29 protein-coding genes are annotated in these 24226 nt (G+C 68.4%); 17 read left to right on the top strand and 12 right to left on the bottom strand.

Translation table 11 applies throughout. The features are described from left to right. Positions 1 to 11: 11 nt before the first annotated feature. Positions 12 to 359 (bottom strand): ArsR/SmtB family transcription factor, encoded by a 348-nt coding sequence (locus ACZ3HV_RS09010; protein WP_465682400.1) that lies wholly within the window; start codon positions 357 to 359, stop codon positions 12 to 14. 51 nt (positions 360 to 410) lie between these two features. Next, positions 411 to 1043 carry a VOC family protein gene (locus ACZ3HV_RS09005; protein WP_465682399.1) on the bottom strand — a complete coding sequence of 211 codons (633 nt, stop codon included), beginning with the start codon at positions 1041 to 1043 and terminating at the stop codon, positions 411 to 413. A 67-nt stretch (positions 1044 to 1110) separates the two neighbouring features. Here ACZ3HV_RS09005 and ACZ3HV_RS09000 point away from each other — a divergent pair, with 67 nt between their 5' ends. Continuing rightward, on the top strand, positions 1111 to 2064 hold the full coding sequence (locus ACZ3HV_RS09000) for an NAD-dependent epimerase/dehydratase family protein (RefSeq protein WP_465682397.1): 954 nt from the start codon (positions 1111 to 1113) through the stop codon (positions 2062 to 2064). On the opposite strand, the gene ACZ3HV_RS08995 is transcribed toward ACZ3HV_RS09000, so the two are convergent. Then, complete coding sequence (locus tag ACZ3HV_RS08995) at positions 2057 to 2797, bottom strand: DUF3109 family protein (RefSeq protein ID WP_360360078.1); 741 nt, start codon at positions 2795 to 2797, stop codon at positions 2057 to 2059. The genes ACZ3HV_RS09000 and ACZ3HV_RS08995 overlap by 8 nt on opposite strands. An 87-nt stretch (positions 2798 to 2884) precedes the next feature. Here ACZ3HV_RS08995 and ACZ3HV_RS08990 point away from each other — a divergent pair, with 87 nt between their 5' ends. From ACZ3HV_RS08990 to ACZ3HV_RS08965, 6 genes are read left to right on the top strand one after another with little or no spacing between them, the layout of a single operon-like run. After that, positions 2885 to 3817 (top strand): Ppx/GppA family phosphatase, encoded by a 933-nt coding sequence (locus ACZ3HV_RS08990; RefSeq protein ID WP_465682395.1) that lies wholly within the window; start codon positions 2885 to 2887, stop codon positions 3815 to 3817. A 7-nt stretch (positions 3818 to 3824) separates the two neighbouring features. After that, positions 3825 to 4676, top strand: a complete 852-nt coding sequence (locus ACZ3HV_RS08985) for a sugar phosphate isomerase/epimerase family protein (protein WP_465682393.1) — start codon at positions 3825 to 3827, stop codon at positions 4674 to 4676. Continuing rightward, positions 4673 to 5323: a TetR/AcrR family transcriptional regulator gene (locus ACZ3HV_RS08980; protein ID WP_465682391.1), complete on the top strand. Its 651-nt coding sequence runs from the start codon at positions 4673 to 4675 to the stop codon at positions 5321 to 5323. The genes ACZ3HV_RS08985 and ACZ3HV_RS08980 overlap by 4 nt, the downstream gene beginning before the upstream one ends. Beyond that, complete coding sequence (locus tag ACZ3HV_RS08975; RefSeq protein WP_465682389.1) at positions 5323 to 5919, top strand: HDIG domain-containing metalloprotein; 597 nt, start codon at positions 5323 to 5325, stop codon at positions 5917 to 5919. Before ACZ3HV_RS08980 ends, ACZ3HV_RS08975 begins: the two co-directional genes overlap by 1 nt. Before the next feature lie 48 nt (positions 5920 to 5967). Next, positions 5968 to 6690, top strand: coding sequence for an ABC transporter ATP-binding protein (locus ACZ3HV_RS08970; RefSeq protein ID WP_465682387.1), 723 nt, complete (start codon positions 5968 to 5970; stop codon positions 6688 to 6690). Beyond that, positions 6687 to 7424, top strand: coding sequence for an ABC transporter permease (locus ACZ3HV_RS08965; RefSeq protein WP_465682385.1), 738 nt, complete (start codon positions 6687 to 6689; stop codon positions 7422 to 7424). Before ACZ3HV_RS08970 ends, ACZ3HV_RS08965 begins: the two co-directional genes overlap by 4 nt. Positions 7425 to 7430: 6 nt before the next feature. On the opposite strand, the gene ACZ3HV_RS08960 is transcribed toward ACZ3HV_RS08965, so the two are convergent. Further along, positions 7431 to 8465 (bottom strand): DUF695 domain-containing protein, encoded by a 1035-nt coding sequence (locus ACZ3HV_RS08960; protein WP_465682383.1) that lies wholly within the window; start codon positions 8463 to 8465, stop codon positions 7431 to 7433. Positions 8466 to 8620: 155 nt separating this feature from the next. Between ACZ3HV_RS08960 and ACZ3HV_RS08955 the strand changes: the two genes are divergently transcribed. Further along, on the top strand, positions 8621 to 9550 hold the full coding sequence (locus ACZ3HV_RS08955; RefSeq protein ID WP_465682381.1) for a proline dehydrogenase family protein: 930 nt from the start codon (positions 8621 to 8623) through the stop codon (positions 9548 to 9550). A 29-nt stretch (positions 9551 to 9579) separates the two neighbouring features. Continuing rightward, positions 9580 to 10383 (top strand): pyrroline-5-carboxylate reductase, encoded by an 804-nt coding sequence (proC, locus tag ACZ3HV_RS08950; RefSeq protein ID WP_465682375.1) that lies wholly within the window; start codon positions 9580 to 9582, stop codon positions 10381 to 10383. A 98-nt stretch (positions 10384 to 10481) separates the two neighbouring features. Here the strand turns inward: proC and ACZ3HV_RS08945 are convergent, their stop codons facing one another. Beyond that, a complete protein-coding gene (locus ACZ3HV_RS08945; RefSeq protein WP_465682373.1) occupies positions 10482 to 11702 on the bottom strand; it encodes an RNA-guided endonuclease InsQ/TnpB family protein in 1221 nt (406 codons plus the stop codon). A 103-nt stretch (positions 11703 to 11805) separates the two neighbouring features. On the opposite strand from ACZ3HV_RS08945, the gene ACZ3HV_RS08940 reads away from it, so the two are divergent. Further along, on the top strand, positions 11806 to 12387 hold the full coding sequence (locus tag ACZ3HV_RS08940) for a hypothetical protein (protein ID WP_465682371.1): 582 nt from the start codon (positions 11806 to 11808) through the stop codon (positions 12385 to 12387). Here ACZ3HV_RS08940 and ACZ3HV_RS08935 read toward each other — a convergent pair. Next, positions 12384 to 12812 (bottom strand): TIGR03618 family F420-dependent PPOX class oxidoreductase, encoded by a 429-nt coding sequence (locus ACZ3HV_RS08935; protein ID WP_465682369.1) that lies wholly within the window; start codon positions 12810 to 12812, stop codon positions 12384 to 12386. The two genes, ACZ3HV_RS08940 and ACZ3HV_RS08935, sit on opposite strands and share 4 nt — an antisense overlap. A 52-nt stretch (positions 12813 to 12864) precedes the next feature. Between ACZ3HV_RS08935 and ACZ3HV_RS08930 the strand changes: the two genes are divergently transcribed. After that, positions 12865 to 13221: a winged helix-turn-helix transcriptional regulator gene (locus ACZ3HV_RS08930; RefSeq protein ID WP_465682367.1), complete on the top strand. Its 357-nt coding sequence runs from the start codon at positions 12865 to 12867 to the stop codon at positions 13219 to 13221. A 5-nt stretch (positions 13222 to 13226) separates the two neighbouring features. After that, positions 13227 to 14129 carry a TIGR03560 family F420-dependent LLM class oxidoreductase gene (locus ACZ3HV_RS08925; protein WP_465682365.1) on the top strand — a complete coding sequence of 301 codons (903 nt, stop codon included), beginning with the start codon at positions 13227 to 13229 and terminating at the stop codon, positions 14127 to 14129. On the opposite strand, the gene ACZ3HV_RS08920 is transcribed toward ACZ3HV_RS08925, so the two are convergent. From ACZ3HV_RS08920 to ACZ3HV_RS08905, 4 genes are all read right to left on the bottom strand, one after another. Beyond that, positions 14126 to 14869, bottom strand: a complete 744-nt coding sequence (locus ACZ3HV_RS08920; protein WP_465682363.1) for an endonuclease/exonuclease/phosphatase family protein — start codon at positions 14867 to 14869, stop codon at positions 14126 to 14128. The genes ACZ3HV_RS08925 and ACZ3HV_RS08920 overlap by 4 nt on opposite strands. After that, positions 14866 to 15834: a tryptophan--tRNA ligase gene (gene trpS, locus ACZ3HV_RS08915; protein WP_465682361.1), complete on the bottom strand. Its 969-nt coding sequence runs from the start codon at positions 15832 to 15834 to the stop codon at positions 14866 to 14868. The genes ACZ3HV_RS08920 and trpS overlap by 4 nt, the downstream gene beginning before the upstream one ends. Before the next feature lie 192 nt (positions 15835 to 16026). Next, the gene (locus tag ACZ3HV_RS08910; RefSeq protein ID WP_465682359.1) at positions 16027 to 16794 is read right to left on the bottom strand and encodes an SGNH/GDSL hydrolase family protein; all 768 of its coding nucleotides are present in this window, start codon (positions 16792 to 16794) and stop codon (positions 16027 to 16029) included. A 327-nt stretch (positions 16795 to 17121) separates the two neighbouring features. Next, entirely contained in the window at positions 17122 to 17664 is a 543-nt protein-coding gene (locus tag ACZ3HV_RS08905; protein ID WP_465682357.1) for a TetR/AcrR family transcriptional regulator, read from the bottom strand. Positions 17665 to 17746: 82 nt separating this feature from the next. Here ACZ3HV_RS08905 and ACZ3HV_RS08900 point away from each other — a divergent pair, with 82 nt between their 5' ends. The 3 genes from ACZ3HV_RS08900 (at position 17747) to ACZ3HV_RS08890 (ending at position 19661) form a co-directional block, all read left to right on the top strand. Further along, entirely contained in the window at positions 17747 to 18058 is a 312-nt protein-coding gene (locus ACZ3HV_RS08900; protein WP_465682355.1) for a hypothetical protein, read from the top strand. Positions 18059 to 18151: 93 nt separating this feature from the next. Beyond that, positions 18152 to 19327, top strand: a complete 1176-nt coding sequence (locus ACZ3HV_RS08895; protein WP_465682353.1) for an acetoin utilization protein AcuC — start codon at positions 18152 to 18154, stop codon at positions 19325 to 19327. Positions 19328 to 19445: 118 nt separating this feature from the next. Then, positions 19446 to 19661, top strand: coding sequence for a helix-turn-helix domain-containing protein (locus tag ACZ3HV_RS08890; RefSeq protein WP_012923942.1), 216 nt, complete (start codon positions 19446 to 19448; stop codon positions 19659 to 19661). Between the two features lie 47 nt (positions 19662 to 19708). On the opposite strand, the gene ACZ3HV_RS08885 is transcribed toward ACZ3HV_RS08890, so the two are convergent. Beyond that, on the bottom strand, positions 19709 to 20209 hold the full coding sequence (locus tag ACZ3HV_RS08885) for a MarR family winged helix-turn-helix transcriptional regulator (protein ID WP_465682352.1): 501 nt from the start codon (positions 20207 to 20209) through the stop codon (positions 19709 to 19711). A gap of 64 nt (positions 20210 to 20273) precedes the next feature. Between ACZ3HV_RS08885 and ACZ3HV_RS08880 the strand changes: the two genes are divergently transcribed. Next, positions 20274 to 21512 carry an amidohydrolase family protein gene (locus ACZ3HV_RS08880; protein ID WP_465682350.1) on the top strand — a complete coding sequence of 413 codons (1239 nt, stop codon included), beginning with the start codon at positions 20274 to 20276 and terminating at the stop codon, positions 21510 to 21512. Here the strand turns inward: ACZ3HV_RS08880 and ACZ3HV_RS08875 are convergent. Then, positions 21502 to 22356, bottom strand: coding sequence for an alpha/beta fold hydrolase (locus tag ACZ3HV_RS08875; RefSeq protein WP_465682348.1), 855 nt, complete (start codon positions 22354 to 22356; stop codon positions 21502 to 21504). The two genes, ACZ3HV_RS08880 and ACZ3HV_RS08875, sit on opposite strands and share 11 nt — an antisense overlap. Before the next feature lie 54 nt (positions 22357 to 22410). On the opposite strand from ACZ3HV_RS08875, the gene ACZ3HV_RS08870 reads away from it, so the two are divergent. Next, positions 22411 to 24225 carry an AfsR/SARP family transcriptional regulator gene (locus tag ACZ3HV_RS08870; protein ID WP_465682346.1) on the top strand — a complete coding sequence of 605 codons (1815 nt, stop codon included), beginning with the start codon at positions 22411 to 22413 and terminating at the stop codon, positions 24223 to 24225. Position 24226 lies beyond the last annotated feature (1 nt).

The following is a 24226-nucleotide window of genomic DNA, read 5'->3' as shown; positions in this document are numbered from 1 at the left end:
GTGGGTCTCGCTCAGTCCCGCGGCTCGGCCGGCTCATCGGGTTCGGTCAGCAGTGCCGACATCCGGTCCACGCGTCCGCGCCAGGTCGCTTCGAGCTGGTCGAGTGCATCCCGAGCCCGCCGTACGGCGTCGACGTCGGTCCGCACGAGCTGCTCCCGGCCACTGCGTTCCTTGCTCACCAGCCCGGCCCGTTCCAATACGGCGACATGCTTCTGCACGGCCGCGAAGCTCATCGGATATGCCTCGGCCAACCGCGACACCGACGCCGCACCCACCAGGCACCGCCGCACAATGTCCCGCCGAGTCCCATCAGCCAACGCATGCAACAACCCGTCAACCACACCATCATCTACAACCATTTGGTTGTACGTTAGCTCCACACCAACACCACGTCAACCAGGTACGACGGGTTACAGGCGGACTGGGCCGTTGGGGGTTTGGAAGACGGCGGCTACGAGGCCGGGTTGGCCGTTGGGGCCTACCCAGGCGACGTCGAGGTCGTCGAGGAGGTGGTCGGCGGGGTGGCCGATCCAGTCGGTGACGCGGACGGGGTCGCCGGCGATCTCCAGGGCGGTCAGCCTGGTGCCCTTGCCGCCGACCGACGGGTGTTCGGCGAGGTCGTCCCAGTGGATGAAGAACGGCAGTTGCGGGTCGGCGATCAGGCCTTTCACGCCGATCTGCCGCCACGTCAGGTTCACCCCGTCGGGCCGGTGCCGGTTACCGGGCACGGCTTGGCGGCCGAGGCGCTTCTCCATCCGTTCCATGTCGCGCACCGCCACCACCCAGCCCAGCCAGCCGCCGCCGAGCTCCTTGCGGGCGCGGACCGCCTGACCGAACGGTGCCTTGTCGGAGGCAGGGTGGTCGAGCACGTCGACCACCTCGATGTAGCGGTCGTTCTCCAGCGGCAGGATGTGGTTCACCGTGCCGAAGCGCGGGTGCACACCGCCGTCCACGAACTCCGCTCCGAGTAGCGCGGACAACCGCTCGACGGTCGCACGGCACCCATCGGGCCCGCACGCGTACGACAGATGATCCAGACGCATGCCAGCCATTCTGGCCCCACCCACCGACAGTCGCGGCGGCAGGGGTGTGTCGGGCTAGGGTCGGGGCATGCGTACGGTCGTTATCGGAGGCACAGGTCATATCGGCACTTACCTCGTTCCGGGGCTCGTGCGCCTCGGGCACGAGGTCACGGTGCTCAGTCGCGGCGCACGGACGCCGTACCAGTCGGACGCGGCGTGGAAACACGTCGAGCTGGTCCAGGTCGACCGCCAAGCCGAGGACGCCGCCGGAACCTTCGGCCGGCGGGTCGCCGACCTGAACCCCGATGTGGTCATCGACCTGATCTGCTTCACCGAGGACAGCGCGCGTCAGCTCGTCGAGGCGCTGGAAGGAAAGGTCCAGCACCTCCTGCACTGCGGGACGATCTGGGTGCACGGCCCGAGCGTGACCGTCCCGACCCGGGAGGACGCGCCGCGCAGGCCCTTCGGCGACTACGGCGTACAGAAGGCCGCGATCGAGTCCTACCTGCTCGGCAAGGCCCGCCGCGACGGGCTGCCGGTCACGATCATCCACCCCGGTCACATCAGCGGCCCCGGCTGGACGCCGATCAACCCGGCCGGCAACCTCGACCTCGGCGTCTTCGAGAAGCTTGCCCGAGGCGACGAGTTGGCGTTGCCGAACTTCGGCCTGGAGACCATGCATCACGTCCACGCGGCCGACGTCGCGGGCGTCTTCCTGGCCGCGCTGTCCAGCCACTCGACCGCGGTGGGCGAGAGCTTCCACGCGGTCGCCGACGGCGCGATGACACTGCGCGGGTACGCCGAAGGCGTGGCGAACTCGTTCGGTCAAGAAGCCAACCTGACGTTCATGTCCTGGGACGAGTGGACCACGACAGTCTCCGATCGGGACGCGGCGACGACCAAGGACCACGTCGCGCACAGCCCGAACTGCTCGATGGAGAAGGCGGCCCGCCTACTTGGCTTCCGGCCGCGCTATTCCGCTCTCGAAACCACCCTGGAAGCCATCCGTTGGCTCGTCGACAACGAGAAGATCACTACTTAGAGGCGGGGTGCGGTAGCAACGGCCGCGCCGCCTCCAGGTGCTGCTTGCACAGCTCCGCGAGTACGTCGTACGCCTTGAGGCCCATCAGGGTCTGGAGCTCGACCTTGCTGGACTCGAAGACGGCCTCGACGCCGATGTGGGCCTCGGTGTTGCCGGTGCAGTACCAGTCCAGGTCGTGTCCGCCCGGACCCCAGCCGCGCCGGTCGTACTCAGCGATGCCGACCTCGGTGTACGTCGTACCGTCCGGGCGCTCGACCTCGCGGAACGTACGCCGGATCGGCAGCTGCCAGCAGACGTCCGGCTTGGTCTCGACGAAGTGCACGCCGCGCTTGAGCGCCAGCCCGTGCAGCGCGCAGCCGGCGCCGCCGGGGAAGCCCGGGCGGTTCAGGAAGATGCAGGCGCCGTCCCAGACCCGGGTCTTGCGGTCGCCCTCGTCGTCGGTCTCGACCCAGCCGTTCTTGCGGCCCTCCTTGCGGAACTCCCAGTCGTCCTTGGTGAGCTCCTTGACGTACGACTTCACCCGCTTCTCGTCGTCGGAGTCGGAGAAGTGCGCGCCGAGGGTGCAGCAGCCGTCGTTCGGCCGCCCCTTGTAGATGCCCTGGCAACCACCGCCGAAGATGCAGGTCCAGTTGGACGTCAGCCAGGTCAGATCGCAGCGGAACACCTGGTCGGAGTCGTCGGGATCGGTGAACTCGACCCACGCGCGGGGAAAATCGAGAGAAACCTCAGGCACTTGGAAAGCGTACGCGCATCCGTCCCACAACTGTGAACGAAGACTCCGGAACACGCTCGTGCTCGCGGAGTCCAGTAGCGTGAGGGTATGCGGCTCGGCGTACTCGACGTGGGATCCAACACCGTCCATCTGCTCGTGGTGGACGCGCATCGCGGTGCCGCGCCGTACCCGGCGTACTCGCACAAGACCGAACTGCGGCTGGCCGAGCACCTGGACAAGGACGGCAAGATCGCGCAGTCCGGGTCCGACGGGCTGGTCTCGTTCGTCAAGGAAGCGTCCGAGCTGGCCGAGGACAAGGGCTGCGAGTCGGTGCTCGCGTTCGCCACCTCCGCGCTCCGGGAGGCGCCGAACGGCGAGAAGGTGCTCGACCGTGTCCGGGCCGAGACCGAGATCGACCTGCAGGTGCTGAGCGGTGAGGACGAGGCGCGGCTGACCTTCCTGGCGGTACGGCGCTGGTTCGGCTGGTCCTCGGGTCGCCTGGCGGTCTTCGACATCGGCGGCGGCTCACTGGAGATCGCGGCCGGGTCCGACGAGGAGCCGACGGTCGCCGTTTCAGCGCCGCTCGGCGCCGGCCGCTTGACCCGCGAGGCCCTGACCACCGACCCGCCGGACAAGGACCAGGTGCGGGCGCTGCGCAAGCGGATCCGGATGGAGATGGCCGCGGTGGCCGGCGGGGTACTGCGCGCAGGCAAGCCGCAACGGTCGGTCGCCACCAGCAAGACGTTCCGCTCGCTGGCCCGGATCTGCGGCGCGGCACCGTCGGACGACGGACCGTACGTGCCCCGCGGACTGAACCGGAACGATCTGGCCGAGTGGATGCCGAAGCTGACCAAGATGTCCGCCGCCGAGCGGGCCGAGTTGCCCGGGGTGTCGGCCGGCCGGTCGTCGCAGCTGCTCGCCGGCGCGATGGTCGCGGACGCGGTGATGGACCTGTTCGACCTGCCCATGCTCGAGGTCTGCCCGTGGGCGCTGCGCGAAGGTGTCATCTTGTCCCGGCTCGACCAGTTGCAACCCCGATAGGTTCTCGATGAACACCAGCAAGACCGCGCGGATCGGCCTGTCCACCGCCTCCGTCTATCCCGAGTCCACCGCCAGCGGTTTCGAGCTGGCTTCGCGCCTCGGGTACGACGGTGTCGAGGTGATGGTCGGCATCGACCCCCTGAGCACCCAGATCGACGCGATCCAGCGGCTGGTCGACTACCACCACCTCCCGGTGCTCGCGATCCACGCGCCCTGCCTGCTGATCACCCAGCGGGTCTGGGGGACCGATCCGTGGGGCAAGCTCGAGCGCAGCGCGGAGGCCGCGAAGGACCTCGGTGCCGACGTGGTCGTCGTACACCCGCCGTTCCGCTGGCAGCGGGACTACGCGCGCGGTTTCGTCGAGGGGATCGCCCGCCTCGAGGCGGAGACCGGAGTGATCTTCGCGGTCGAGAACATGTACCCGTGGCGCGCGCCCGGCAAGGGCCTGCAGGCGTACGCGCCGAGCTGGGACCCGACCGAGCAGGCCTACGCGCACACCACCCTCGACCTGTCGCACTCGTCGACCGCCGAGCAGGACTGCGTCGAGCTGGCCGCGACGATGGGCAGGACCCTCAAGCACATCCACCTGACCGACGGCACCGGCTCGGCGAAGGACGAGCACCTGGTGCCCGGCCGCGGCACGCAGCGCGCCGCGGACCTGCTCAACGGCCTGGCGAACCAGGACTTCCGCGGTCACATCATCATCGAGATCAACACCCGTCGCGCGACCAGCCGGTCCGAGCGTGAGGTCGACCTGGTCGAGTCCCTCGAGTTCACCCGCAAACACTTCGTCCGTTCGTCCCGCCGTACGTCGTTCGCCGTCACCCCGGAAGGTGAGATCTCGGAGCTCACCCCGTGACAACCCGTCGTACGGCGGACTCGACCGCGGCCCGTACGACGGGGTCCACCGGCCGGCGTCCGGCGGGAGCCGGGCGGCCAGGGCGACGGCCAGGCGGACCGGACACCCGCGGTGAGATCCTCCGAGCGGCCCGGGATTCCTTTGCGGACAAGGGTTTCACCGCCACTTCGATCCGCGCGGTCGCCCGCGAGGCCGGCGTGGACGCGGCCCTCGTGCACCACTACTTCGACAGCAAGGACGAGCTGTTCATCGAGGCGATGGCGATCCCGGTCGACCCACGGCAGATCGCCGCGCACATCCTCGACGGACCGCGCGAGGAGCTCGGCCGGCGGATCGCCACCGTGTTCCTCGGGGTCTGGGAGTCGGCCGACGGACAGCAGCGGATGAAGGCGATCTTCCGCAGCGTGGTCAGTAGTGACGAGGTCGCCCGGGTGATGCGCGAGGGCATCACGCAGTTGATCATCCAGCCGGTCTCGCGGGCGATCGACGTACCCGACGCGCATCTCCGCGTCAGCCTGGTCGCGACGCAGCTGATCGGACTCGCGATGGCCCGCTACCTCGTCGAGCTCGAACCGGTGGCCGGTACCGACGTACAGACCCTGATCGACCGGTTGGCCCCGGTTCTCCAACTCCACCTGACTGGCTGATGCAGATCCCGACCGACCGCGAGATCGAGACGCTGCACCGCGATCACGCCCCGACCCGCGAAGCCTTCGAGGCGGTCTACTACCACTGCGATCTGGTGTGCCAGATCGCCGAGGAGTTCTTTGCCGGCCTGGTCGTCTACCTGGACACCGACCTCGTCCGCGCCGGCGCCCTCCTGCACGACATCGGCGTCTACCGCCTCTACAGCTCGGCCGGTGAGCTCGACACCACTGACTACGTTCGACACGGCGTACTCGGGCACGAGCTCCTGCAGGACCTCGGCTTCCCCGAGGAGATCTGCCGCTTCGCCTCCCGGCACACGGGCGTCGGCATCACGCGTGACGACGTACTGCGGCAGTCCCTGCCCATCCCGGTCGACGACTACATCCCCGGATCGCCCGAGGAGGAACTCGTCATGTACGCCGACAAGTTCCACAGCAAGCGGACACCGCCGGTCTTCGTGTCCGGCGACTCGTACGCGGCGGGGGTCGGTCGCTGGGGCGCGGACAAGGTGGTGGCGTTCGACGCACTCCGGCGGCGGTACGGCGAGCCGGACCTGGAGTCGCTGAGCGACATCACCGGACAAGCCGTCATCTGAGCTTTCCCCGGTCTTGCCAAGGGGTGCCTGCGGCGCTAAATTCATCACATGATGAAAACCGCCGTGAGTTGCCGGGACGTCGTGGTGGTGCGCGGCGACCGGGAGGTCCTGCACGGGGTCGGGTTCGATCTCCGGGCCGGGACGGTGACCGGGCTGCTCGGGCCGTCCGGCTGTGGCAAGACGACGCTGATCCGGGCGATCGTCGGTCTGCAGGCTCGCGTGACTGGCGACGTGTCCGTCCTCGGGTCGCCCGCCGGAGCACCCAAGCTGCGCGGCCGGATCGGGTACGTCACCCAGGAGTCCAGTGTGTACTTCGACCTGACCGTCACGGAGAACCTGCGCTTCTTCGCCGCCGTGCTCGGTGCTCCGTCTGACGACGTGGACCGGGTGATCGACGCCGTCGATCTGCGGAGTCACGCCAACCAGCGGGTGGATCGACTGTCGGGTGGACAGCAGTCGCGGGCCTCGCTCGCCGCGGCCCTGCTCGGGAATCCGGAACTGCTCGTCCTCGACGAACCGACAGTCGGCCTCGATCCGGTGTTGAGGCGCGACTTATGGAACCTCTTCCACTCACTCGCGGACGCCGGTGCGACGTTGCTCGTCTCGAGTCACGTGATGGACGAGGCTTCGCGCTGCGACCGCCTCCTCTTGATGCGCGACGGCGACCTGCTCGCCGACGACACCCCGCAGGGCCTGCTCGACTCGGTCGGTACTGACGACATCGAGCAGGCGTTCCTCACCCTGATCGACCGAAAGGCTGGTGCACGATGACGCCCCGGGTCACCTTCGCCGTCGCCGCTCGGGTCCTGGCCCAGTTGCGCCGCGACCACCGGACGGTGGCGATGCTCATCGTTCTGCCGGCGTTGCTGGTCAGCCTGATGTGGTGGATGTTCACCGACGCACCCAACGCCTTCGACCGCTTCGGCGGGCCGCTGCTCGCGGTGTTCCCGGCGATCATCATGTTCGTCGTCACCTCGGTCGCGACCCTGCGGGAACGCTCGAGCGGCACACTGTCTCGGCTTTTCACGATGCCGATGGCGAAGCTCGACTTCCTCCTCGGCTACGCGCTGGCCTTCGCCCTGATCGCCGTGGTCCAGGCCGTCGTGGTCGTGTCGATCGCCTTGTACGCCTTGGATCTCGACATCCAGGGCCCCGCCTGGCAACTCGGAGTCGTCGCGGTCCTGGATGGAGTTCTCGGTACGGCGCTGGGCCTGTTCGCGAGCGCGTTCGCCGCCACCGAGTTCCAGGCTGTCCAGATGATGCCCGCTGTGATGATCCCGCAGATCCTGTTGTGCGGCCTCCTCATCCCCCGCGACCAACTCCCCACGGTCCTGCACGCCATCAGCGACGTACTCCCGCTCTCCTACGCCGTCGACGCGGTCAAAGGAGTTGCCCAAGGCAACGGCTTCACCACCGGCACCGGCCGCGACGCCCTCATAGTCCTGGCCTTCATCCTCGCCGCCCTGACCCTAGGCGCCGCCACCCTGAAACGCCGCACCCCGTAGCCCCAGTCAGCCCGCGAGGTGGGAGACGTTGTGCCAGGCGGGGTCTGGGGTTGTGGTTACGGTGACCGCGCCGTGGGGCCAGCCGGTGGTGGCGGCTTTGAGTTGGGCTCCGGCGGGGGTGGTGCCGTCGGTGTAGTAGTGCAGGATGCGGGTGCCGGCGGAGGTTTCGTGGGCGAGGAGGTTGCCGGAGCCGCCGAGGCGGTCGGTGAGGTGGTCTTCGAAACTGCGGAGTTCGTCGAGCATCTCGGCTTCGGGCAGGCCGTCCTCGCGGACCACGGGGTACCCGATCGAGACCGCGACGTGGGTGTCGAGGTGCGGGCGGCGGATCGAGCGGAGTGGGTACTCGGCGGTCGCGATCAGCCGGTGTCCATCGCGCGTACCCTCGAGCATCTTCCACGCCGGACTGCCGTCCTCGAGCGTGTGCTCGGACGCGAATCCCGCGACCTCCGGCAGTAGCGCCTCGATGGGCCGAGCATCATCCGGCATCGAGGTGAGCGTCTCGATGGCGCCGACCCAGGTCTCCACCATCTCCTCGCCGAGAACCAGGTCGAGGATCAGGAACGTCACCCGCCGCTGCACGTCGATCGGCAGCTCGGGGAAAACAGGATGATGTACGCCGACGTGGATCGAGGCGGCATCGGGTTCGACCGAGACGACGGCCTCGTCGACCGGAATCGGCGGCAGCCCGTCGAAGCGGATCGTGAACGCGGGCCCGGGCCGGCGCAGGTCGGCGTACTCCCAGGTCTGGTCGGACGGCGGCGCGGCGCGCAACCAGCGGCGGGCGACGGCCCGGTGCGTGGGATTGCCGGCGGCGGTGACGATCAGGACGTGCTCGGCGTGGAGACCTGGACCGAGCTCCCACTCGAGGTCCGGGTGGATCTCCGCGATCCGCTCGGTCAGGAGACCGCTCGTCTCGGTCGGTTCCTTCCGGGCGATCGAGTCGGCGACGACAGCGGCCCCGGACGCGGACCACCACGACCAGAACGCGCCGATCGGATCGGCCTCCACCACGGTCCGCCGCCGACGCTTGAAGATGGGCATGCCCGCATCTTTCCTGAGCAAGGGGCCGAGCACCGAACCAGTGGAGCCGCTGGTGTGGTCCCGGCCACATGATTAGGGCGGGTTCGGTTCAGGCGCGTAACCTTCTGACACCACTGGCATATGGGGCCGGGTGGGTTGATGAGGAGGAACCTGTAGTGCTTCGGCGAGTCCTGCTGGGCATGTCCCGCAGCCCCCAGATCAAGAAGGCCGTGTCGTCGCTCCCGGTGTCCAGTGGCATCGTCTCGCGGTTCGTGGCCGGCGAGACCAATCCGGAGGCCGTGCTGGCCACCGAGAAGCTGGTCAGCAACGGCCTGAACGTCACCCTGGACCACCTCGGGGAGGACGTCACCGACCTGGCCGCCGCGACCGCCACCGCGGACGCCTACCTCGAGCTCCTGAAGCAACTCGCGGCCGCCGGCCTGACCAAGCACGCCGAGGTCTCGGTCAAGCTGTCCGCGGTCGGCCAGGCGCTGCCCGGCGACGGCGAGAAGATCGCGCTGGAGAACGCGCGGACCATCTGCCTCGCCGCCCGCAACGCCGGTACGACGGTCACCCTCGACATGGAGGACCACACCACCACCGACTCCACCCTGGGCATCCTGCGCGAGCTGCGCCAGGACTTCCCGGAGACCGGCGCAGTGCTCCAGGCGTACCTGCGCCGGACCGAGAGCGACTGCCGCGATCTGGCCCACGCCGGGTCCCGAGTCCGGCTCTGCAAGGGTGCGTACAAGGAGCCGGAGTCGGTCGCGTTCCAGGAGAAGCGCCAGGTGGACAAGGCCTACGTCCGGGCGATGAAGATCCTGATGAACGGCACCGGCTACCCGATGATCGCCTCGCACGACCCGCGGCTGATCGCGATCGCCGGTTCACTGGCCGAGCGCGCGAACCGTCAGCCGGGCAGCTTCGAGTACCAGATGCTCTTCGGTATCCGGCCCGAGGAGCAGCTCCGGCTGTCCGGCCTCGGCCACACCGTGCGCATCTACATCCCGTACGGCGAGGACTGGTACGGCTACCTGGTCCGCCGCCTGGCCGAGCGCCCCGCCAACCTCCAGTTCTTCGCCCGCTCCCTGATCAGCAAGAAGTAATCCGGCCGAGGGTCAGTAGTCTGTTGGGCATGACTAGTCAGGTGGCCATTCTCGGGGCCGGTGTGATGGGGGAGACGTTGCTGTCAGGGCTGATTCGGGCCGGGCGGCGACCGGAGGAGCTCCTGATCACCGAGCGCCGGGAGGAACGTGCCGCCGAGCTGCGGGAGCGGTACGGCGTCGACGTCGTGTCCAACGTGGACGCGGCGACCAAAGCGGACACCCTGGTCCTGGTGGTGAAGCCGCAGGACATGGGCGACCTGCTCGCCGAGATCGCCCCGGCGGTCCGCGCGTCGCAGACCGTGGTTTCGCTGGCCGCGGGGATCACCACCAGCTTCGTCGAGTCCCGGTTGCCGGAGGGTGTGGCCGTCGTCCGCGTCATGCCGAACACGCCGGCGCTGGTCGACGAGGGCATGGCCGCGATCTCCCGCGGTGCGCACTGCGACGAGAGTCACCTCGAGCTGGCCGAGGGCCTGCTCGCCGCGACCGGGCGGGTCATCCGGGTGCCGGAGAAGCAGCAGGACGCGGTGACCGCGATCTCCGGTTCCGGTCCGGCGTACCTGTTCTTCGTGGTCGAGGCGATGATCGAGGCCGGCGTCCACATGGGCCTGCCCCGCGGCACCGCGTCGGAACTCGTCGTCCAGACCGTCGTCGGCTCCGCGAAGCTGCTCCGGGAGACCGGTGAACACCCGACCGTCCTGCGCGAGCGAGTCACCTCGCCAGGCGGTACGACGGCCGCCGCGATCCGGGAACTGGAGGACCACAAGGTCCGCGCCGCGTTCCTCTCCGCCATCGAAGCCGCCCGCAACCGTTCGCGAGCCCTGGCAGCCGAATAACACCTCTCCACCAGCTGGCGTTATTGTTGGCGCCGCAGTTCCCCGCCGTGTTCGAGGGTTGACGTCCTCCCCATCGCGAAGGACGGGGATTCCAACCACTACGCAGGGGTAGCGAGTTGAGGTTCACGCTTCGGCGAGACCCGTACGGGCGTCCCTCGGCGTGCTCTGACGGCCCGTCCGGCCGCGATGTTCACTGCAGCGTTCACGTCCGCGTTCGCCTGATGCCCGCAGGCCACACACCGGAAGACCGCTTGGCTCTCGCGGTTCTCCGATGCGCAATGCTCACAGGCGCTGCAGGTCTGCGACGTGTACGCAGGATTGATTTTCTCGACCCGTCCCGGCGCTTTGTGCTCCAAGCGATTGACCAGATCTCCCCAGCCGTTGGCCAGAATGCCTCGGTTCAGACCCGCCTTGGCATTGCGACGATTCGGCAAGAACTTACCTGGTCGCCCCGGAGAGGGTTTGGGCTTCGGTCGCCTGGTCATTTGGGAAATGCGCAGGTCTTCCACCCGGATGATGTCGAAGCGTCGCGCTAGGTCGGTGCTGGTCTTCTCCACCCAGTCCTTGCGACGGTCGCGAGTCCGGCCGTGCAGCTTGGCGATCGCAGCTTGTATCTGTTGGCGCCGGCCGGATCCTCGACGGCAGCGGGCAAGGCGCCGCTGCAGGTGTATGAGTCGGTCTAGCTCGCGTTCCGACAGTCCGGGGCACAGCAGGAGCCGACCGGTGGACAGCGCAGCAGAGACGGTGACTCCGCGATCTACGCCGACGACTTCGCCCGTTCCCGGCGCTGGAATCGGCGGCGGGGTAACGGCGAACGCGAGGTGCCAGCGGCCGGCCCGGTCGCACGTGACGCGGTACGACTTCGCATCCGGTATGCCGCGGGATAGCCGGAACCGTACCCATCCGACCTTTGGCACCAGCACCCGCGCCCACCTACGGTTGAGTTTTACGACTCGGGACGCCTGGCCACCGACAATGCGGAATCCCTCGTGTCTCCCGGCTTTGCGCCATGTCGGCCGTCGATGAGTCCGACCGTAGAAGTTCCTGACGGCTTGGTCGAAGTCCCGCAGGGCTTGCTGCTGCACGGTCTGCGACCCGGCCCGCAGCCAGTCGAACGCAGCTCGTGCCTCAGTCAGTTGCCGTGCCTGTTCGACGTACCCGGGCGTCGGTCTCTTGTCACGAGTCCACATCGACCACTGCTCGAGCGCGAGGTTCCACATGTGCCGCGCATGTCTGCACTGCTCCAGCAGCGCGGCCTGCTGCGCGGGAGTCGGGTACAGCCGGAACCGGGACATGCCGTCTACCCAATCAGCCGGCACCGACAGCCTCCTATCTCCGAGAGCAGTGAGCAGTTGTTCCTGCCGTCCATGAACGACGGGGTTTCCCGCGCCCGATCTCGAGGAGTCGACTATTGTCCCGCCCATGAGTAATCGTTCGGAGCAGGAGAGCCCCGAGCACATCAGCCCTGCTCCCGTGCGCGCCGCCCAGGTGCCGCCGCTGCCTTGGCGCGTGCCGTTGGATCCGGCGCCGTGGTGGGCATGGGCGTTGTTCGTCGCGCCGTTCGTCGTTGTGCCGGCGCTGAACTCCTGGCTCTGGATGGGTGCCCGCGACATGCTCGCGGTCGGCCTGCTGACGATCATCGGCGCCTCGGTCGTCCGCGTTGCCGGCGGAGTGGTCCTCTACCGCGTAGAGCTGACCGAAACCGCGCTCAGAGCCCGCACCAGCATGCTGATCCGCAGCCTCGCCTGGCAGGACGTCGACAAGCTCGAGATCGGCGACGACAACGTCGTTCTCAGCCGCGGCCAGGACGAGAGCGAGATCAACGGCATCCCCAAGGACCGCACGGCCGAGGTCGGCGCGGTGATGGAGGCCATTCGCGGGCAGGCCGCCGACGCACCGGTCCGCCGCCACCGCCCGCGTCCCGGCATCGGCGCCCTGCTCGTCCTGGCCTACCTGATCCTCTCGATCGGCGCCTTCCTCCTCCGCTGGCACATCGTCGTCTAGACCCAGGGTCCTTCGCCGGTGACCCGGTCGACGGTGATCCGGGCGATCATGCCGGTGTCCCAGATGCCTTCGCCGAAAGGGAATTCGGGTACGCCGAGGTAGCGCTGCGACATGCGGTCCATCAACGCCTTGTAGTCCGCCCGGATCCCCGGTCCGTCGAGCTTCGCCGTACCCCGGACGACCAGGTACTGCGTGACGCCGCGAGAGCTCACCTGGTCGTCCTGGACCAGCAGCGTCACGCGCGGATCGCGGAGCAGGTTGCGGGCCTTGCGGTGCGGTCGCTGGATGCCGAGCACGAGCTCGTCGCCGTCGCGATCGGCCCAGACGAGCGAGGCCTGCGGTGAGCCGTCGGGGTCGAGCGTGATGACGGTGACGTCCTTGGGCTCGGTGAAGAGTCGATGGGTGCTTTCGGGAAGGCCGCTCATGGCAAGGGACGGTAGCCAGCGCCGTGGGAACCGCTGGGTACCCTGGTCAGCCGTGGATGGTTTGGATCCCGGCAACGTCTTCCTCGCCGACTGCCCGGCGCGCCTGGCGGTTGAAGTGATCGCGGACAAGTGGGCCGTGGTCGTCCTGTGGGGCCTCAACGAAGGCCCGCGGCGACACTCGGAGCTGATCGCGCTGATCGGCGGCATCTCGAAGAAGGTGCTCACCCAGACCCTGCGGCGACTCCAGGCGAACGGTCTGGCCACGCGCACGGACTACGGCGGTGTCCCACCCCGCGTCCAGTACGAGCTGACCGACCTCGGCCGCACCCTGATGGACCCGATCCGGATGCTCACCATGTGGGCAGAGGAGAACGGCGAAGCGGTCCTCGAAGCGCAAGAGAGAGGATGACTGTCATGGACTTCTCTTTGTGGCCCGCGGCATCCAGGAACTGGTCGGAAGTGCTCGAAGGAGCCGAGTACGCCGAACGCACCGGATGGCACGGCGTCTGGATAGCAGATCACTTCATGCAGAACGGCGACGACCTGTCCGTGCCCGTCAACGAAGCCTTCGCGCTGCTGGCCGGGATCGTCGCCCGGACCGAGCGGGTCCGGGTCGGCTCGATGGTGCTCGGCAACACCTACCGGCATCCCGCGGTCGTCGCGAACGCGGCGGCGACGATCGACCAGATGAGTGACGGCCGGTTCGTGCTCGGGATCGGTGCCGGCTGGCAGGTGAACGAGCACGAGGTCTACGGCATCGAGTTGCCGCCGGTCCGCGAGCGGCTGGCCCGGTTCGAGGAGGCCTGCCAGGTCATCAAGGGCCTGCTCACCCAGGACCGGACGACCTTCGACGGCGCCTACTACCAGCTCACCGGCGCCCCGCTCGAGCCGAAGCCGGCCCACCTGCCGATCATGATCGGCGCCGCCGGCGAGAAGGTTGCCCTCGGCATCGTTGCGAAGTACGCCGACGAGTGGAACCACTGGGGTGACCCGGCGCTGGCCGCCCGGAAGGGCGAGGTTTTCGCCGCGCATTGCGAGCGCCTCGGCCGCGACCCGAAGTCGGTACGCCGGTCCGCGCAGACGATGCTCGAGGTCGTCGTACCGGGTGACACCGGGGCGATCGAGCGCAAGGAGCGGCTCGAGAGCCGTGGCGGGCATGTGATCATGGGGTCGGCGCAGGAGGTGCTCGACAAGGTCGCGCGGTACCCGGCGGCGGGAATCGACGAGTTGCTCGTACCCGACTCGTTCCTCGGCACCGGCAACCGCAGGTTCGACGCGTTGGAGCGCCTCCGCGAAGAGGTTTTCGCCAAGATCTAAAGCGAAAGCGTGGCCAGCACCGGCCAGTGGTCGCTGGGCAGCCGTCCGTCCGGGCGGTAGTGGGAGACGGCTGCCTCGACCACTGTCCACTCCGGGCTGACCAGGATGTGGTCGATGCGGTCGTCGTCCTCCGCGCCCGTGAAGTCGTGCCAGCTGCCGCCGGCCTCGATCGGTACGGCGAGGCGCAGGCCGGACTCGGTCAGCGTCTTGAGCGGCGGGGATTCCGGCGTCGCGTTCAGGTCGCCCATCACGATCCACGGCAGTTCGCCCGCGGTCCAGCGCGCGATCAGCCGCGACGACTGCAGTTGGGCCACCTCGCCGGCGTGGTCGTAGTGCGTGTTCGCGACGGCGATCGTCGTACCGTTCTTGTGCCGGAGCCACACCAAGGTCGCGATCCGGGTCAGGTCCGCGTCCCAGCCGACCGATCCCGGCGTCCCCGGGTCGTCGGACAGCCAGCGGGTCTCGTGCTTCTCGACCCGCCAGTCGCCGGGCCGGACCAGGACGACGGAGTGCTCACCAGCGCTCATTCCGTCGTCCCGGCCGACGCCGACGATCTCGTGCTTCGGGAACCGCCAGCGCAGGTACTCGAGCTGGTCGGGCAGCACTTCCTGCAGCCCGACCACGTCCGCGTCCAGGAGCTCGATCGCCGCCACTGCCGCGTTCCGCCGGACCGGCCAGGCGTTGTCGCCGTCGGGTGCGGAGGAGTTGCGGATGTTGAACGTGGCGACGCGAATCTTCATGGTGCCGATCCTGCCAAACCCATGGCGCGCACCGCCGCCCGGAGTCGGGGTTCGCTCGTCTCGATGGCCCGATCACGGCCCTGCGCGAGCAGGTTGTCGATCGCACCCGGGTCGGTCGCGAGCCGCGCGTACTCCTTCTGTAGTGGCTCGATCACGGCCAGGACCGCGTCCGCGACGTCCTGCTTCAACGAACCGTACGACGAGTACGCGTCCGCCAGCCCGACCGGATCGCCGTCGGTGCAGGCGGCCAGGATCTCGAGCAGGTTGGTGACTCCGGGCTTGGCCGCCTCGTCGTGCCGGACCTCGTTGTCGGAGTCGGTGACCGCGCGCATGATCTGCCGGCGGATCACATCCGGCGGGTCGAGCAGCCGGATCGTCCCGATCGCCTCGTCGGCGTCGGATTTGCTCATCTTGCTGGTCGGGTTGGCCAGATCCTTGACCCGGGTCGCGAACGCCGCCTTGGCAAGCTGCGGTACGACGAACGTCTCGCCGTACTCGCGGTTGAACCGGAGCGCGACGTCACGGGCCAGCTCGACGTGCTGGTCCTGGTCGCCGCCCACCGGGACGCGTTCGGCGCCGTACAGCAGGATGTCCGCGGCCATCAGACATGGATATGTGAACAGGGAGGCCCGGGTCATCGGCCGGTCCTTGCCCTTCTCCTTGTACTGGATCATCCGGGACAGCTCCCCGACGTACGACGTACATTCCAGGAGATAGGCGAGTTGAGCGTGCGCGGGGACGTCGGACTGCACGAAGACCGTGCCCTCGGGAACGCCGGCCGCGAGCATCAGCGTCGCGAACTCCCGGGTGAGCGAGGCGAGCCGACGCGGGTCGTGCTTGGTGGTCATCGCGTGCAGGTTCGCGACGAAGTAGAACCCGTCGGGGTCGGTGAACCGCCGCAGGGCGCCGAGGTGGTTGCCCAGCGTCAGCCGGCCGGACGGGGTGATACCGGATAGCGATGTCATGACTGTTCCTCTCGGTGAGTGTGGGCGCCCCAGCCGAGAGAGGGCATCAAAAAGGCCGCCTCGGCGAGGCGGCCTCTTGGATGCGTGTGAACGCCGGGTGACCGCCCTAGGCGGCCCACCAGCTCTGCAACAAGTTCGTGTTCACACAGCCAGCGTATCTCATCGACCGGGGCGGTGGGTTGGGGAAGGAATTCAACGCTGCGTCAGTGCCTGGACGATCAGTTCGTTGCGGGCGTCCTGACCGAGCGGCACCGTCGGGTGCACGCCGTCGCGCAGGTAGTTGAGGAGCCGGTACGGCTTGACCCAGAGCCACTCGGCCCAGTGGATGATGCGCAGGTTCGGGTGCTTCTCCTGGGCGTCGTACAGCTGCATGTTGAGCCAGGCACTGTTGCGCTGGTCGGCGAGCTGCACGGTCGCGGTCTGGGCCGTGCGGACGGCCTGGAGGTTGACCCAGAACAGCGTCCGGTTCTGGCCGACGATGCTCATCGCCCGGTCGATCTGCGCCGCGAACTTCGGCGGGTCGAAGATGTCGTTCGACCCGCTCGCCATCAGGATCCGCTGCGGCAGTCCGTACGTCGTCGCCCACTGCTGCAGCACGTCGACCGCGGGGGAGGTGGGCCGGAGGGACCAGTTGTTCACGGCCAACTGGCTGCCGTCGCGGTTCAGCAGCCGGATGGCCAGCGCCTTCCCGTCCTGGACGGAGATGCTGTCGCCGAACATGTACACGCCGTTGGTCTCGCGGACGCGCTGGATCTGCGCCGCGGTCGAGATGGCCCGGGTCGCGGTGGACCAGGAGCCGAGCGTGCCGGAGCCGTACAAACCGCCGGGCGTGGCGGTGCTGGTGCTGGTGGTGGCCGTCGCGGCCAGGGTCTGGACGGCCACGGTCGACGCGGCTACGGCCGCCCCTGCCGTGAAGATTTGCCGTCGATTGGGTTTCAACGTGCTCAAGCGCTTCCTCACGGGAAGGAACTGTGCGGTCTGACCATCGATCCGCGCAAGTCCGATTCTCACCAGTTGCAGGAACCTGCAACGCGCTGGGGACGAGCCGGGGCAGAATACAGGACTAGACCGGGATCTGTAACCCTCCGCAACCGAATTGCCGGTGGCTTTGGCGACATGCTGCAAATGTTGTAACGCCTTGCAGTCCTTGAGCGATGAAGCATCTGTCGGACCAGTGCCTGTGGTGACGGGCCGGCGCGGCTACAGGAGGGGTGTCGCGCCGCCCGGATCCATGTGCAGGTCCGGTCAGGGCTTCAGACGGGTCATGCAGTCGGCACCGGACTGAGGTCAAGCAGTGGTCAATGCGGTGATCAGCGGGCCTGCCACCGCCATCACCTCGTCCGGGTCCGCATCCAGTCCGTCCAGCCGGACCAGGTGCCGCCCGATCACGAGCCCGAGTGTCAACGCTCCGATCACTCCGGACCGCAGTACGGCGTCCTCCCCGGGCAACTGTTCCGCCACCTGACGCTGCTGCGCCGTGATCGCGGACCGCACCTCGTCGGCCGCCTCGGGGTGACTGAACATCGCCCGCAACGCTGCCAGCGCCACAGCGGGCTCGTCCGCGAGCTTCTGGGTGAGCCCGGCGGTCAACTGCTCGGCGATCTGCTCCGGCGAACCCTCGATCGGCCCATCCGCCGGGATCGCTGCCGCCTGGGCGAAGAGCTTCTCCTTCGACCCGAAGTACCGCATCACCAGGCCGGGATCGCTGCCGGCCGCCGTCGCGATCGCGCGGATCGTCGTCCGGTCGTACCCGCGCTCGCCGAACAACCGCCGCGCCGCCGCCAGGATCCGGGTCTCGGTCCGCTGCCGCTGTTCCACCCTCGTCGTCATCGGCTCAGTCTACGCATGTTGACTGAAGCGCGATGACCGGTCTACGGTTTCAGTCAACGTCTGTAGACTGAAATGAGGACCCATGATTCACGTGATCGTCCTGACGTTCCTGGCCGGGCTGATGGGCACGAACGGCATCCCGCACTTCGTCCAGGGCATCTCCGCCCGTGAGTACCCGAACCTGACCGGCAACTCACCGACGCGGAACGCGGTCGGCGGCCTGGGTGCGTTCGCGATCGCCGGCGTACTGACCGCCTGGGCGCACGTCGGTTCGCATCCGTGGGCCGCCCTGATCGCGGCCGCTGTCGGCATCCTGGCCATGACCGTCTTCCATGCGCAGCGAGGCGCCTACCGACTGAGTGTCAGGTTCGGCAAACCACTTCCGGAGAGTTGACGGTTAAGGTCGGAGCATGGACGAGCGGAGCGAGTTCATCAACAAGCACAGCAGCAAAAGCTCATCCGCGCCCGGAGTGAAGCGAGGACGCGGATGAGCGGTGAGGCGATGCTGGTCTTCGATGACGGATTGACGGCGTACGACTTCGGCCGCGGGCATCCGATGAGTCCGATCCGGGTGCAGCTCACGATCCGGCTGGCGAGTGCGCTCGGCATACTCGACGAGCTCAAGGTCGTGCCGGCGCCGACGGCCGATGATGCGCTGCTGCAGACCGTGCATACCGCTGAGTACATCGCCGCGGTCAAACGGGCGGGTGAGGACCCGGACAGCACCGACCCGGCGCATGGTCTCGGCACCCACGACACCTATTGCTTCCCGCGGATGCACGAGGTCTCCGCCCACATCGTCGGCGCGACCGTCGAGGCCGCTCGGGCGGTCTGGGAGGGCGACGTGCTGCACGCGGCGAACATCGCCGGCGGCCTGCACCACGCGATGCCGGACCGGGCCAGTGGTTTCTGCGTCTACAACGACCCCGCCATCGCGATCCAGTGGCTGCTCGACCACGGCGCCGAGCGGATCGCGTACGTCGACGTCGACGTGCACCACGGCGACGGCGTACAGACCGCGTTCTACAACGACCCGCGCGTACTCACGGTCAGCCTGCACGAGTCGCCGACCACGCTCTTCCCGGGCACCGGCAGCGCGGGGGAGACGGGTGGACCGGACGCCGAGGGTACGGCGGTCAACGTCGCGCTGCCGCCGGGGACGGGGGATGCCGGCTGGTTGCGGGCGTTCCATGCGATCGTCCCGGACGTGGTGAAGGCGTTCCGGCCGACCGTGATGGTGACGCAGCACGGCTGTGACTCACATGTCGAGGATCCCCTGGCGCACTTGACGAAAACGATCGACGGGCAGCGCGCGGCGTACCTGGCCTTGCACGATCTCGCCCACGAGGTAGCGGGCGGGAAGTGGATCGCTACGGGTGGTGGCGGGTACGCGATCATCGACGTCGTCCCACGGGCCTGGAGTCACCTGCTCGCGATCGTCGCCGGCAACCCGATCGACCCGCTGACGCCGGTGCCGGAGGCGTGGCGCGAGGAGATCCAGCTCCGGTTCGCGCAGGTCGCGCCGTTGCGGATGACGGACGGCCGGGATGCGACGTACGTCGACTGGTCCAGCGGCTACAACCCCGACACCTGGCTGGACCGCGCAATCAAGGCGACACGCGACACCAGTTTCCCTCTTCTGGGTCTCGATCCTTCGTACTGAGTCACAGGAGTCCCCCTCTTTCCCATTCGTACCAACAGCCACTACGCTCGTTGCATGCACGGACGGAGGTGCCGGAGGGGAAGCCGGCGCACGATCCGTGCTGGAAGTGCGGTGCGCAATGGCATCAAAGAAGTCCGGTGGTGAGCAGCCGCTCGCCGAGGTGAAGTTCCTGACCGTGGCGGAGGTCGCCACGGCCATGCGCGTGTCCAAGATGACGGTGTACCGCTTGGTGCACTCCGGTGAGCTGCCCGCGGTGCGGGTGGGTCGTTCGTTCCGGGTGTCGGAGGACGCCGTGCACGACTACCTCAAGGGCGCGTTCTTTCAGGCCGGATAACCACGAGAAGCCGAGGCGGCCGGATCCCTCTGGGACCGGCCGCCTCGTCATGTCCCGGGCTGCTCGGGTAAGCCGGAGAGTGCCCGCAGCGCGGCGATCGCGCGCTGGACGGTTTCGTCGGGCAGGCCGTCCCACAGCTTGTGATGCGCCGCGGCGCTCGCGATCACGGCCTCCTCCGCGGCGGCCACTCCCTCGGTGGTGAGCCGGATCTGGGTGCCACGGCCGTCGTCCGGATCAGGCTCGCGCGCAACGAACCCCCGCCGTACCAGTTGGTTGACGACGTTGCTGGTGCCCCCGGACGACAGCAGCAGACTGCGGCTCAGATCCGACGGCTTCTGCCGGTACGGCGCTCCCGACCGGCGCAGCGCGACGATCACGTCGAACTCGGCCGCGGTCAGGCCGAGCTCCCGCAGCACCGGCCGAGTGGCCTGATCCAGATCGTCGGCCAGCACCATCAGGCGCTTGGTCAGCTCGCTGGTCGGGTGCAGCGCGTCCGGCAGTTCCTCTTGCCAGGCCGCGAGGATCCCGTCTACCCGGTCACTCGTCATGGTTGACAGTTTAGGTTCCTTTAGTGATAGCTTTTCATAAAGCTTTCTACTGAGGGGATTTTCCATGCGCATACTGGTGCGAGGCGGCCTGGTGATCGACACCGCGCCGGAGGTGGTGGTCCGGCGGGACACCGACGTACTGATCGCGGACGGCCGGATCGCAGCGGTCGGATCCGGTCTGGTCGCTGACGACGCGGAGGTGATCGACGCGACCGGGCGGATCGTGCTGCCCGGCTTCGTCGACACCCATCGGCACGTCTGGCAGACGGCGTTGCGCGGGATCGGGACAGACGGTGACCTCGGGTATTACTTCGACCGCGTGATGCAGGCGCGCGGCACCCGCTATCGTGCGGAAGATGTTGCCGCGAGCAACCTCGTGGGTGCGTTGGAGTGCGTCGACGGCGGGATCACCACGGTGCAGGACTACTCGCACGTGCAGGGCTCGGCTGAGTTCGCCGACGCTGCCGTCGACGCGCTGGACCGCAGCGGCATCCGGGCGGTCTTCGGGTTCGGTCCGTCGCCGCTGGCCGGCAGTGCGGTGGATTCCGACGGCCTGCGCCATGTCCTCGGCCGTGTCTCCGGCCGGATCACTGTCGCGGTCGCGTCGCTCGGTCCGGCGTACGCGCCCTTCGAGTACGTCGAAGCCGACTGGGCGCTGGCCGCGGAGCTCGGTCTGCCGGTCGTGACCCACATCGACAGCAGCGAGCTCACCCCCACGCCGATCGCCAAGCTCCGGGAGGCGGGACTGTTGCGGCCGGACACCCTGTACGTGCACTGCAACAACCTGCCCGAATCCGAGCTGAAGCTGATCGCCGACTCCGGTGCGTCCGTCTCGGTCGCGCCCGCGGTCGAGTCGCGGTTGGAGATGGGCGAGCCGGTCGCCGCACGGCTGCGAGCCGCGGGGGTCGGTGTCAGTCTCGGGATCGACACCGTGACGAGCTCTCCGGGCGACATGTTCAGTGTCATGCAGCAGGTGCTTGCTCTCGGCCACCGATCCTTCACGGCGGCCGAGGTGCTCCAGCTGGCGACCGTCGGTGGTGCCCGTGCGCTCGGCCTGACCGACGTCGGATCGCTTGCCATCGGCAACCAGGCCGACCTGATCGTGCTGCGCAGTACGGATCTGAATCTGGCCGGTGGCCTCCAGGACCCGGTCGCCACCGTGGTCACCTCAGGGCACCCGGGCAACGTGGAGACCGTCCTGGTCGGTGGTACGCCGGTCAAGCGCGACGGTCAGGTGGTGAGTACGTCGCTGTCCGCCGCGCTCGACGCCCTCGCGGAATCGACCGCCTACCTCACCGCATGAGCAGTTCCCTGATGGCCGCGGACACCTCGCCGGGGGACTCCTCGGCCAGGAAGTGACCGGAGTCCGTGGTCTCGTGATGAAGGTCGGTGGCCCAGGCTTTCCAGCGGGCCGCGGCGTCGAAGCCGAGCGCGGCGCCCCAATCCTGCTGGATCACTGTCACCGGCATCCGCATTTTGTTGCCCTTGGCAAGGTCGTCCTGGTCGTGGCTGACGTCGATCGTGGCCGAGGCTCGGTAGTCCGCGACGATCGACGGGATCGCCGACCGACAGGCGTCCAGGTAGGCGGTACGGACGTCAGCAGGGATCGCGTCCGTGCCCCAGCTGTCCAGGAAGTGCCCGAAGAAGGTGTCTGGTGCGGCAGCGATCAGCTCTTCGGGCAGGCCGGGCGGTTGGGCCATCAAGTAGAGGTGGAAGCCGACCGCGGCGCTGGTCCCGTGCATGACCTCCCACATGTCCAGCGTCGGCAGGACGTCGAGGCACATCAGGTGAGTGATGGTGTCCGGGTGATCGAGTCCGGCGCGGAAGGCGACCAGGGCGCCGCGGTCGTGCCCGGCAAGGGCGAACGCCGGATGCCCGAGTTCGCGAGCGATGGCGACGATGTCGGCGGCCATAGTGCGTTTGGAGTAGCCATCTGCGGGCTTGTCGCTGGCGCCGTACCCGCGGAGGTCCGGGCAGATGACGGTGTGGTCGGAGGCCAGGTCCGCGGCGACGTGCCGCCACATCACGTGCGTCTGCGGGAAGCCGTGCAGCAGGACGATCGGCGTACCGGAGCCGGCGACGGCGACGTTGAGCTTGACATCGCCGGCGCCGGTGATGCGGTGGTAGTCGAACCCGTTGATCTTCATACCGGCCAGCCTCGTCGGTCCGGATGAGCAACGGATGAGCGCTACCGTGGCCGGGTGGAATTCGGGGTGCTCGGGCCGGTCGTGGCCTGGGACGATGCCGGCCGGCCAGTGGCGTTGAAGGGGCCGCGGCATCGGGCGGTACTGGCGCGGTTGATCGTGGCGCGCGGTCGCGTCGTACCGGCGACTCTGCTCGTGGATGAGTTGTGGATCGATCCGCCGGACGGTGCCTTGAGCGCGGTGCGGACGTTCGTGGCGGCGCTGCGGCGGGCGTTGGAGCCGGAGCGGGCACCGCGTGCACCTGCCCAGTTGCTGGTTACCGAAGGCCCTGGCTATGCCTTGCGGACGAACGCCGTCGACGCGTGGCGGTTCGAGGAGGCGGTGCGGAGCGCAGCGCAGCCGGGGGAGTTGGTGAAGGCTCTGACGTTGTGGCGCGGGCCGGCGTACGCCGAGTTTGCCGAGGAGGGCTGGGCTCAGGGGGAGCGCTCGCGGCTCACCGAGTTGCGGCTGCGTGCTGTGGAGCGAGTGGCGGAGACTCGGTTGGCGTCGGGGCTGGCCGCTGAGGCTGTGCCTGAGCTGGATGCACATGTGACCGAGCATCCGTGGCGTGAGGACGCATGGCGGTTGCTGGCGTTGGCGCTGTACCGGAGTGGCCGGCAGGGCGACGCTCTCGCCGTACTGCGTCGTGCTCGGGCGATGCTGGTCGGTCAGCTCGGTGTAGATCCCGGTACGGCGCTCAGCCGGTTGGAGACCGACATCCTCAACCAGGCTTCGCATCTGTCCGCCGGAAACGTGTGGGCTGAGACAGCTGCGGTCTACGACCGGACTGTCGGTGCCCGGGCCCGGTTGGAGTCCACGGTCGGACTGCTGCGGAGCCTCGCGGTGACCGGTGGACTCGAGGCAGCACGTCGGCAGCGGCTCGCAACCATCAGCGCAGCCGAGGAACTAGGCGATCCCGACCTGACCGCGCGAGTCATCGGGGCGTACGACGTACCCGCAATCTGGACGCGGTCCGACGATGAAACCCACGCCGCCGCGGTAGTCGCAGCAGCCGAACGAGCCTTGCCGACGCAGCAACACCCCAAGGCCCGGGCCCGGCTCCTCGCGACCATCGCACTCGAATCACGCGGCGTACGGGCTCCCCAGGCCGCCCTCGAAGCCGAAAGTCTCGCCCGCGGACTGGACGACCCCGCGCTGCTCGCCTTCGCCCTCAACGCCCGCTTCATGCAGACCTGCGACCGCGCCGGCCTGGCCCCCGACCGCGACGCCATCGGCGCGGAGCTCATCACCCTCTCCCAGCGCCACGAGCTCACCACCTATGAGGTCCTCGGCCACCTCATCCGTCTTCAGTCCGCGTGTGCCCGGGCCGACCACGCCGCCGCCGACCACCACGCCGCAGCGGCCGACGCCCTTGCCGTCAGCCACGAACTCCCCCTCGTCGCTGTCTTCACCCGCTGGTACGCCGCCCTCCGCGAAGACACCGCAGAGTCGTACCGCGCAGCCGCGACTCTCCTGGACACGGCCGGCATGCCCGGTCTGCAGGAAGGCCTACTTCCACTCGCGTTGGCCTGCCGATCCATCCGCCTCCACCAGCCCATCCCGGTCGCGGACTACGGCCCGCACGACCCGTGGATCCGCCCGCTCCTTCTCGCGGACGCGAGCGAAGCCATCGCGGCCCTCAAAGCCGCACCGGATCCACCGCCCGGCCTGCTACTCGAGGCCCACTGGGCTCTGATCGCCCACGCCGCCCGGCAACTCGGCGAGACGCACATCCTCAAACGTGCTCAGACCGCCCTCACCCCCGCGTCCACCGAACACGCAGGAGCCGCCTCCGGCCTGCTAACCCTCGGCCCGATCTCCAACTACCTCTAGG

This window comes from Kribbella sp. NPDC020701 (assembly GCF_055562215.1).
This window is presented reverse-complemented; position numbering and strand designations above follow the sequence as displayed.

What these genes read in the sequence shown, in the direction of transcription:
- ACZ3HV_RS09010 (WP_465682400.1), bottom strand. Translation starts at nt 359, where the DNA reads ATGGTTGTAGATGATGGTGTGGTTGACGGGTTGTTGCATGCGTTGGCT.
- ACZ3HV_RS09005 (WP_465682399.1), bottom strand. Translation starts at nt 1,043, where the DNA reads ATGCGTCTGGATCATCTGTCGTACGCGTGCGGGCCCGATGGGTGCCGT.
- ACZ3HV_RS09000 (WP_465682397.1), top strand. Translation starts at nt 1,111, where the DNA reads ATGCGTACGGTCGTTATCGGAGGCACAGGTCATATCGGCACTTACCTC.
- ACZ3HV_RS08990 (WP_465682395.1), top strand. Translation starts at nt 2,885, where the DNA reads ATGCGGCTCGGCGTACTCGACGTGGGATCCAACACCGTCCATCTGCTC.
- ACZ3HV_RS08985 (WP_465682393.1), top strand. Translation starts at nt 3,825, where the DNA reads ATGAACACCAGCAAGACCGCGCGGATCGGCCTGTCCACCGCCTCCGTC.
- ACZ3HV_RS08975 (WP_465682389.1), top strand. Translation starts at nt 5,323, where the DNA reads ATGCAGATCCCGACCGACCGCGAGATCGAGACGCTGCACCGCGATCAC.
- ACZ3HV_RS08970 (WP_465682387.1), top strand. Translation starts at nt 5,968, where the DNA reads ATGATGAAAACCGCCGTGAGTTGCCGGGACGTCGTGGTGGTGCGCGGC.
- ACZ3HV_RS08965 (WP_465682385.1), top strand. Translation starts at nt 6,687, where the DNA reads ATGACGCCCCGGGTCACCTTCGCCGTCGCCGCTCGGGTCCTGGCCCAG.
- ACZ3HV_RS08960 (WP_465682383.1), bottom strand. Translation starts at nt 8,465, where the DNA reads ATGCCCATCTTCAAGCGTCGGCGGCGGACCGTGGTGGAGGCCGATCCG.
- proC (WP_465682375.1), top strand. Translation starts at nt 9,580, where the DNA reads ATGACTAGTCAGGTGGCCATTCTCGGGGCCGGTGTGATGGGGGAGACG.
- ACZ3HV_RS08940 (WP_465682371.1), top strand. Translation starts at nt 11,806, where the DNA reads ATGAGTAATCGTTCGGAGCAGGAGAGCCCCGAGCACATCAGCCCTGCT.
- ACZ3HV_RS08935 (WP_465682369.1), bottom strand. Translation starts at nt 12,812, where the DNA reads ATGAGCGGCCTTCCCGAAAGCACCCATCGACTCTTCACCGAGCCCAAG.
- ACZ3HV_RS08925 (WP_465682365.1), top strand. Translation starts at nt 13,227, where the DNA reads ATGGACTTCTCTTTGTGGCCCGCGGCATCCAGGAACTGGTCGGAAGTG.
- ACZ3HV_RS08920 (WP_465682363.1), bottom strand. Translation starts at nt 14,869, where the DNA reads ATGAAGATTCGCGTCGCCACGTTCAACATCCGCAACTCCTCCGCACCC.
- trpS (WP_465682361.1), bottom strand. Translation starts at nt 15,834, where the DNA reads ATGACATCGCTATCCGGTATCACCCCGTCCGGCCGGCTGACGCTGGGC.
- ACZ3HV_RS08905 (WP_465682357.1), bottom strand. Translation starts at nt 17,664, where the DNA reads ATGACGACGAGGGTGGAACAGCGGCAGCGGACCGAGACCCGGATCCTG.
- ACZ3HV_RS08900 (WP_465682355.1), top strand. Translation starts at nt 17,747, where the DNA reads ATGATTCACGTGATCGTCCTGACGTTCCTGGCCGGGCTGATGGGCACG.
- ACZ3HV_RS08895 (WP_465682353.1), top strand. Translation starts at nt 18,152, where the DNA reads ATGAGCGGTGAGGCGATGCTGGTCTTCGATGACGGATTGACGGCGTAC.
- ACZ3HV_RS08890 (WP_012923942.1), top strand. Translation starts at nt 19,446, where the DNA reads ATGGCATCAAAGAAGTCCGGTGGTGAGCAGCCGCTCGCCGAGGTGAAG.
- ACZ3HV_RS08885 (WP_465682352.1), bottom strand. Translation starts at nt 20,209, where the DNA reads ATGACGAGTGACCGGGTAGACGGGATCCTCGCGGCCTGGCAAGAGGAA.
- ACZ3HV_RS08880 (WP_465682350.1), top strand. Translation starts at nt 20,274, where the DNA reads ATGCGCATACTGGTGCGAGGCGGCCTGGTGATCGACACCGCGCCGGAG.
- ACZ3HV_RS08875 (WP_465682348.1), bottom strand. Translation starts at nt 22,356, where the DNA reads ATGAAGATCAACGGGTTCGACTACCACCGCATCACCGGCGCCGGCGAT.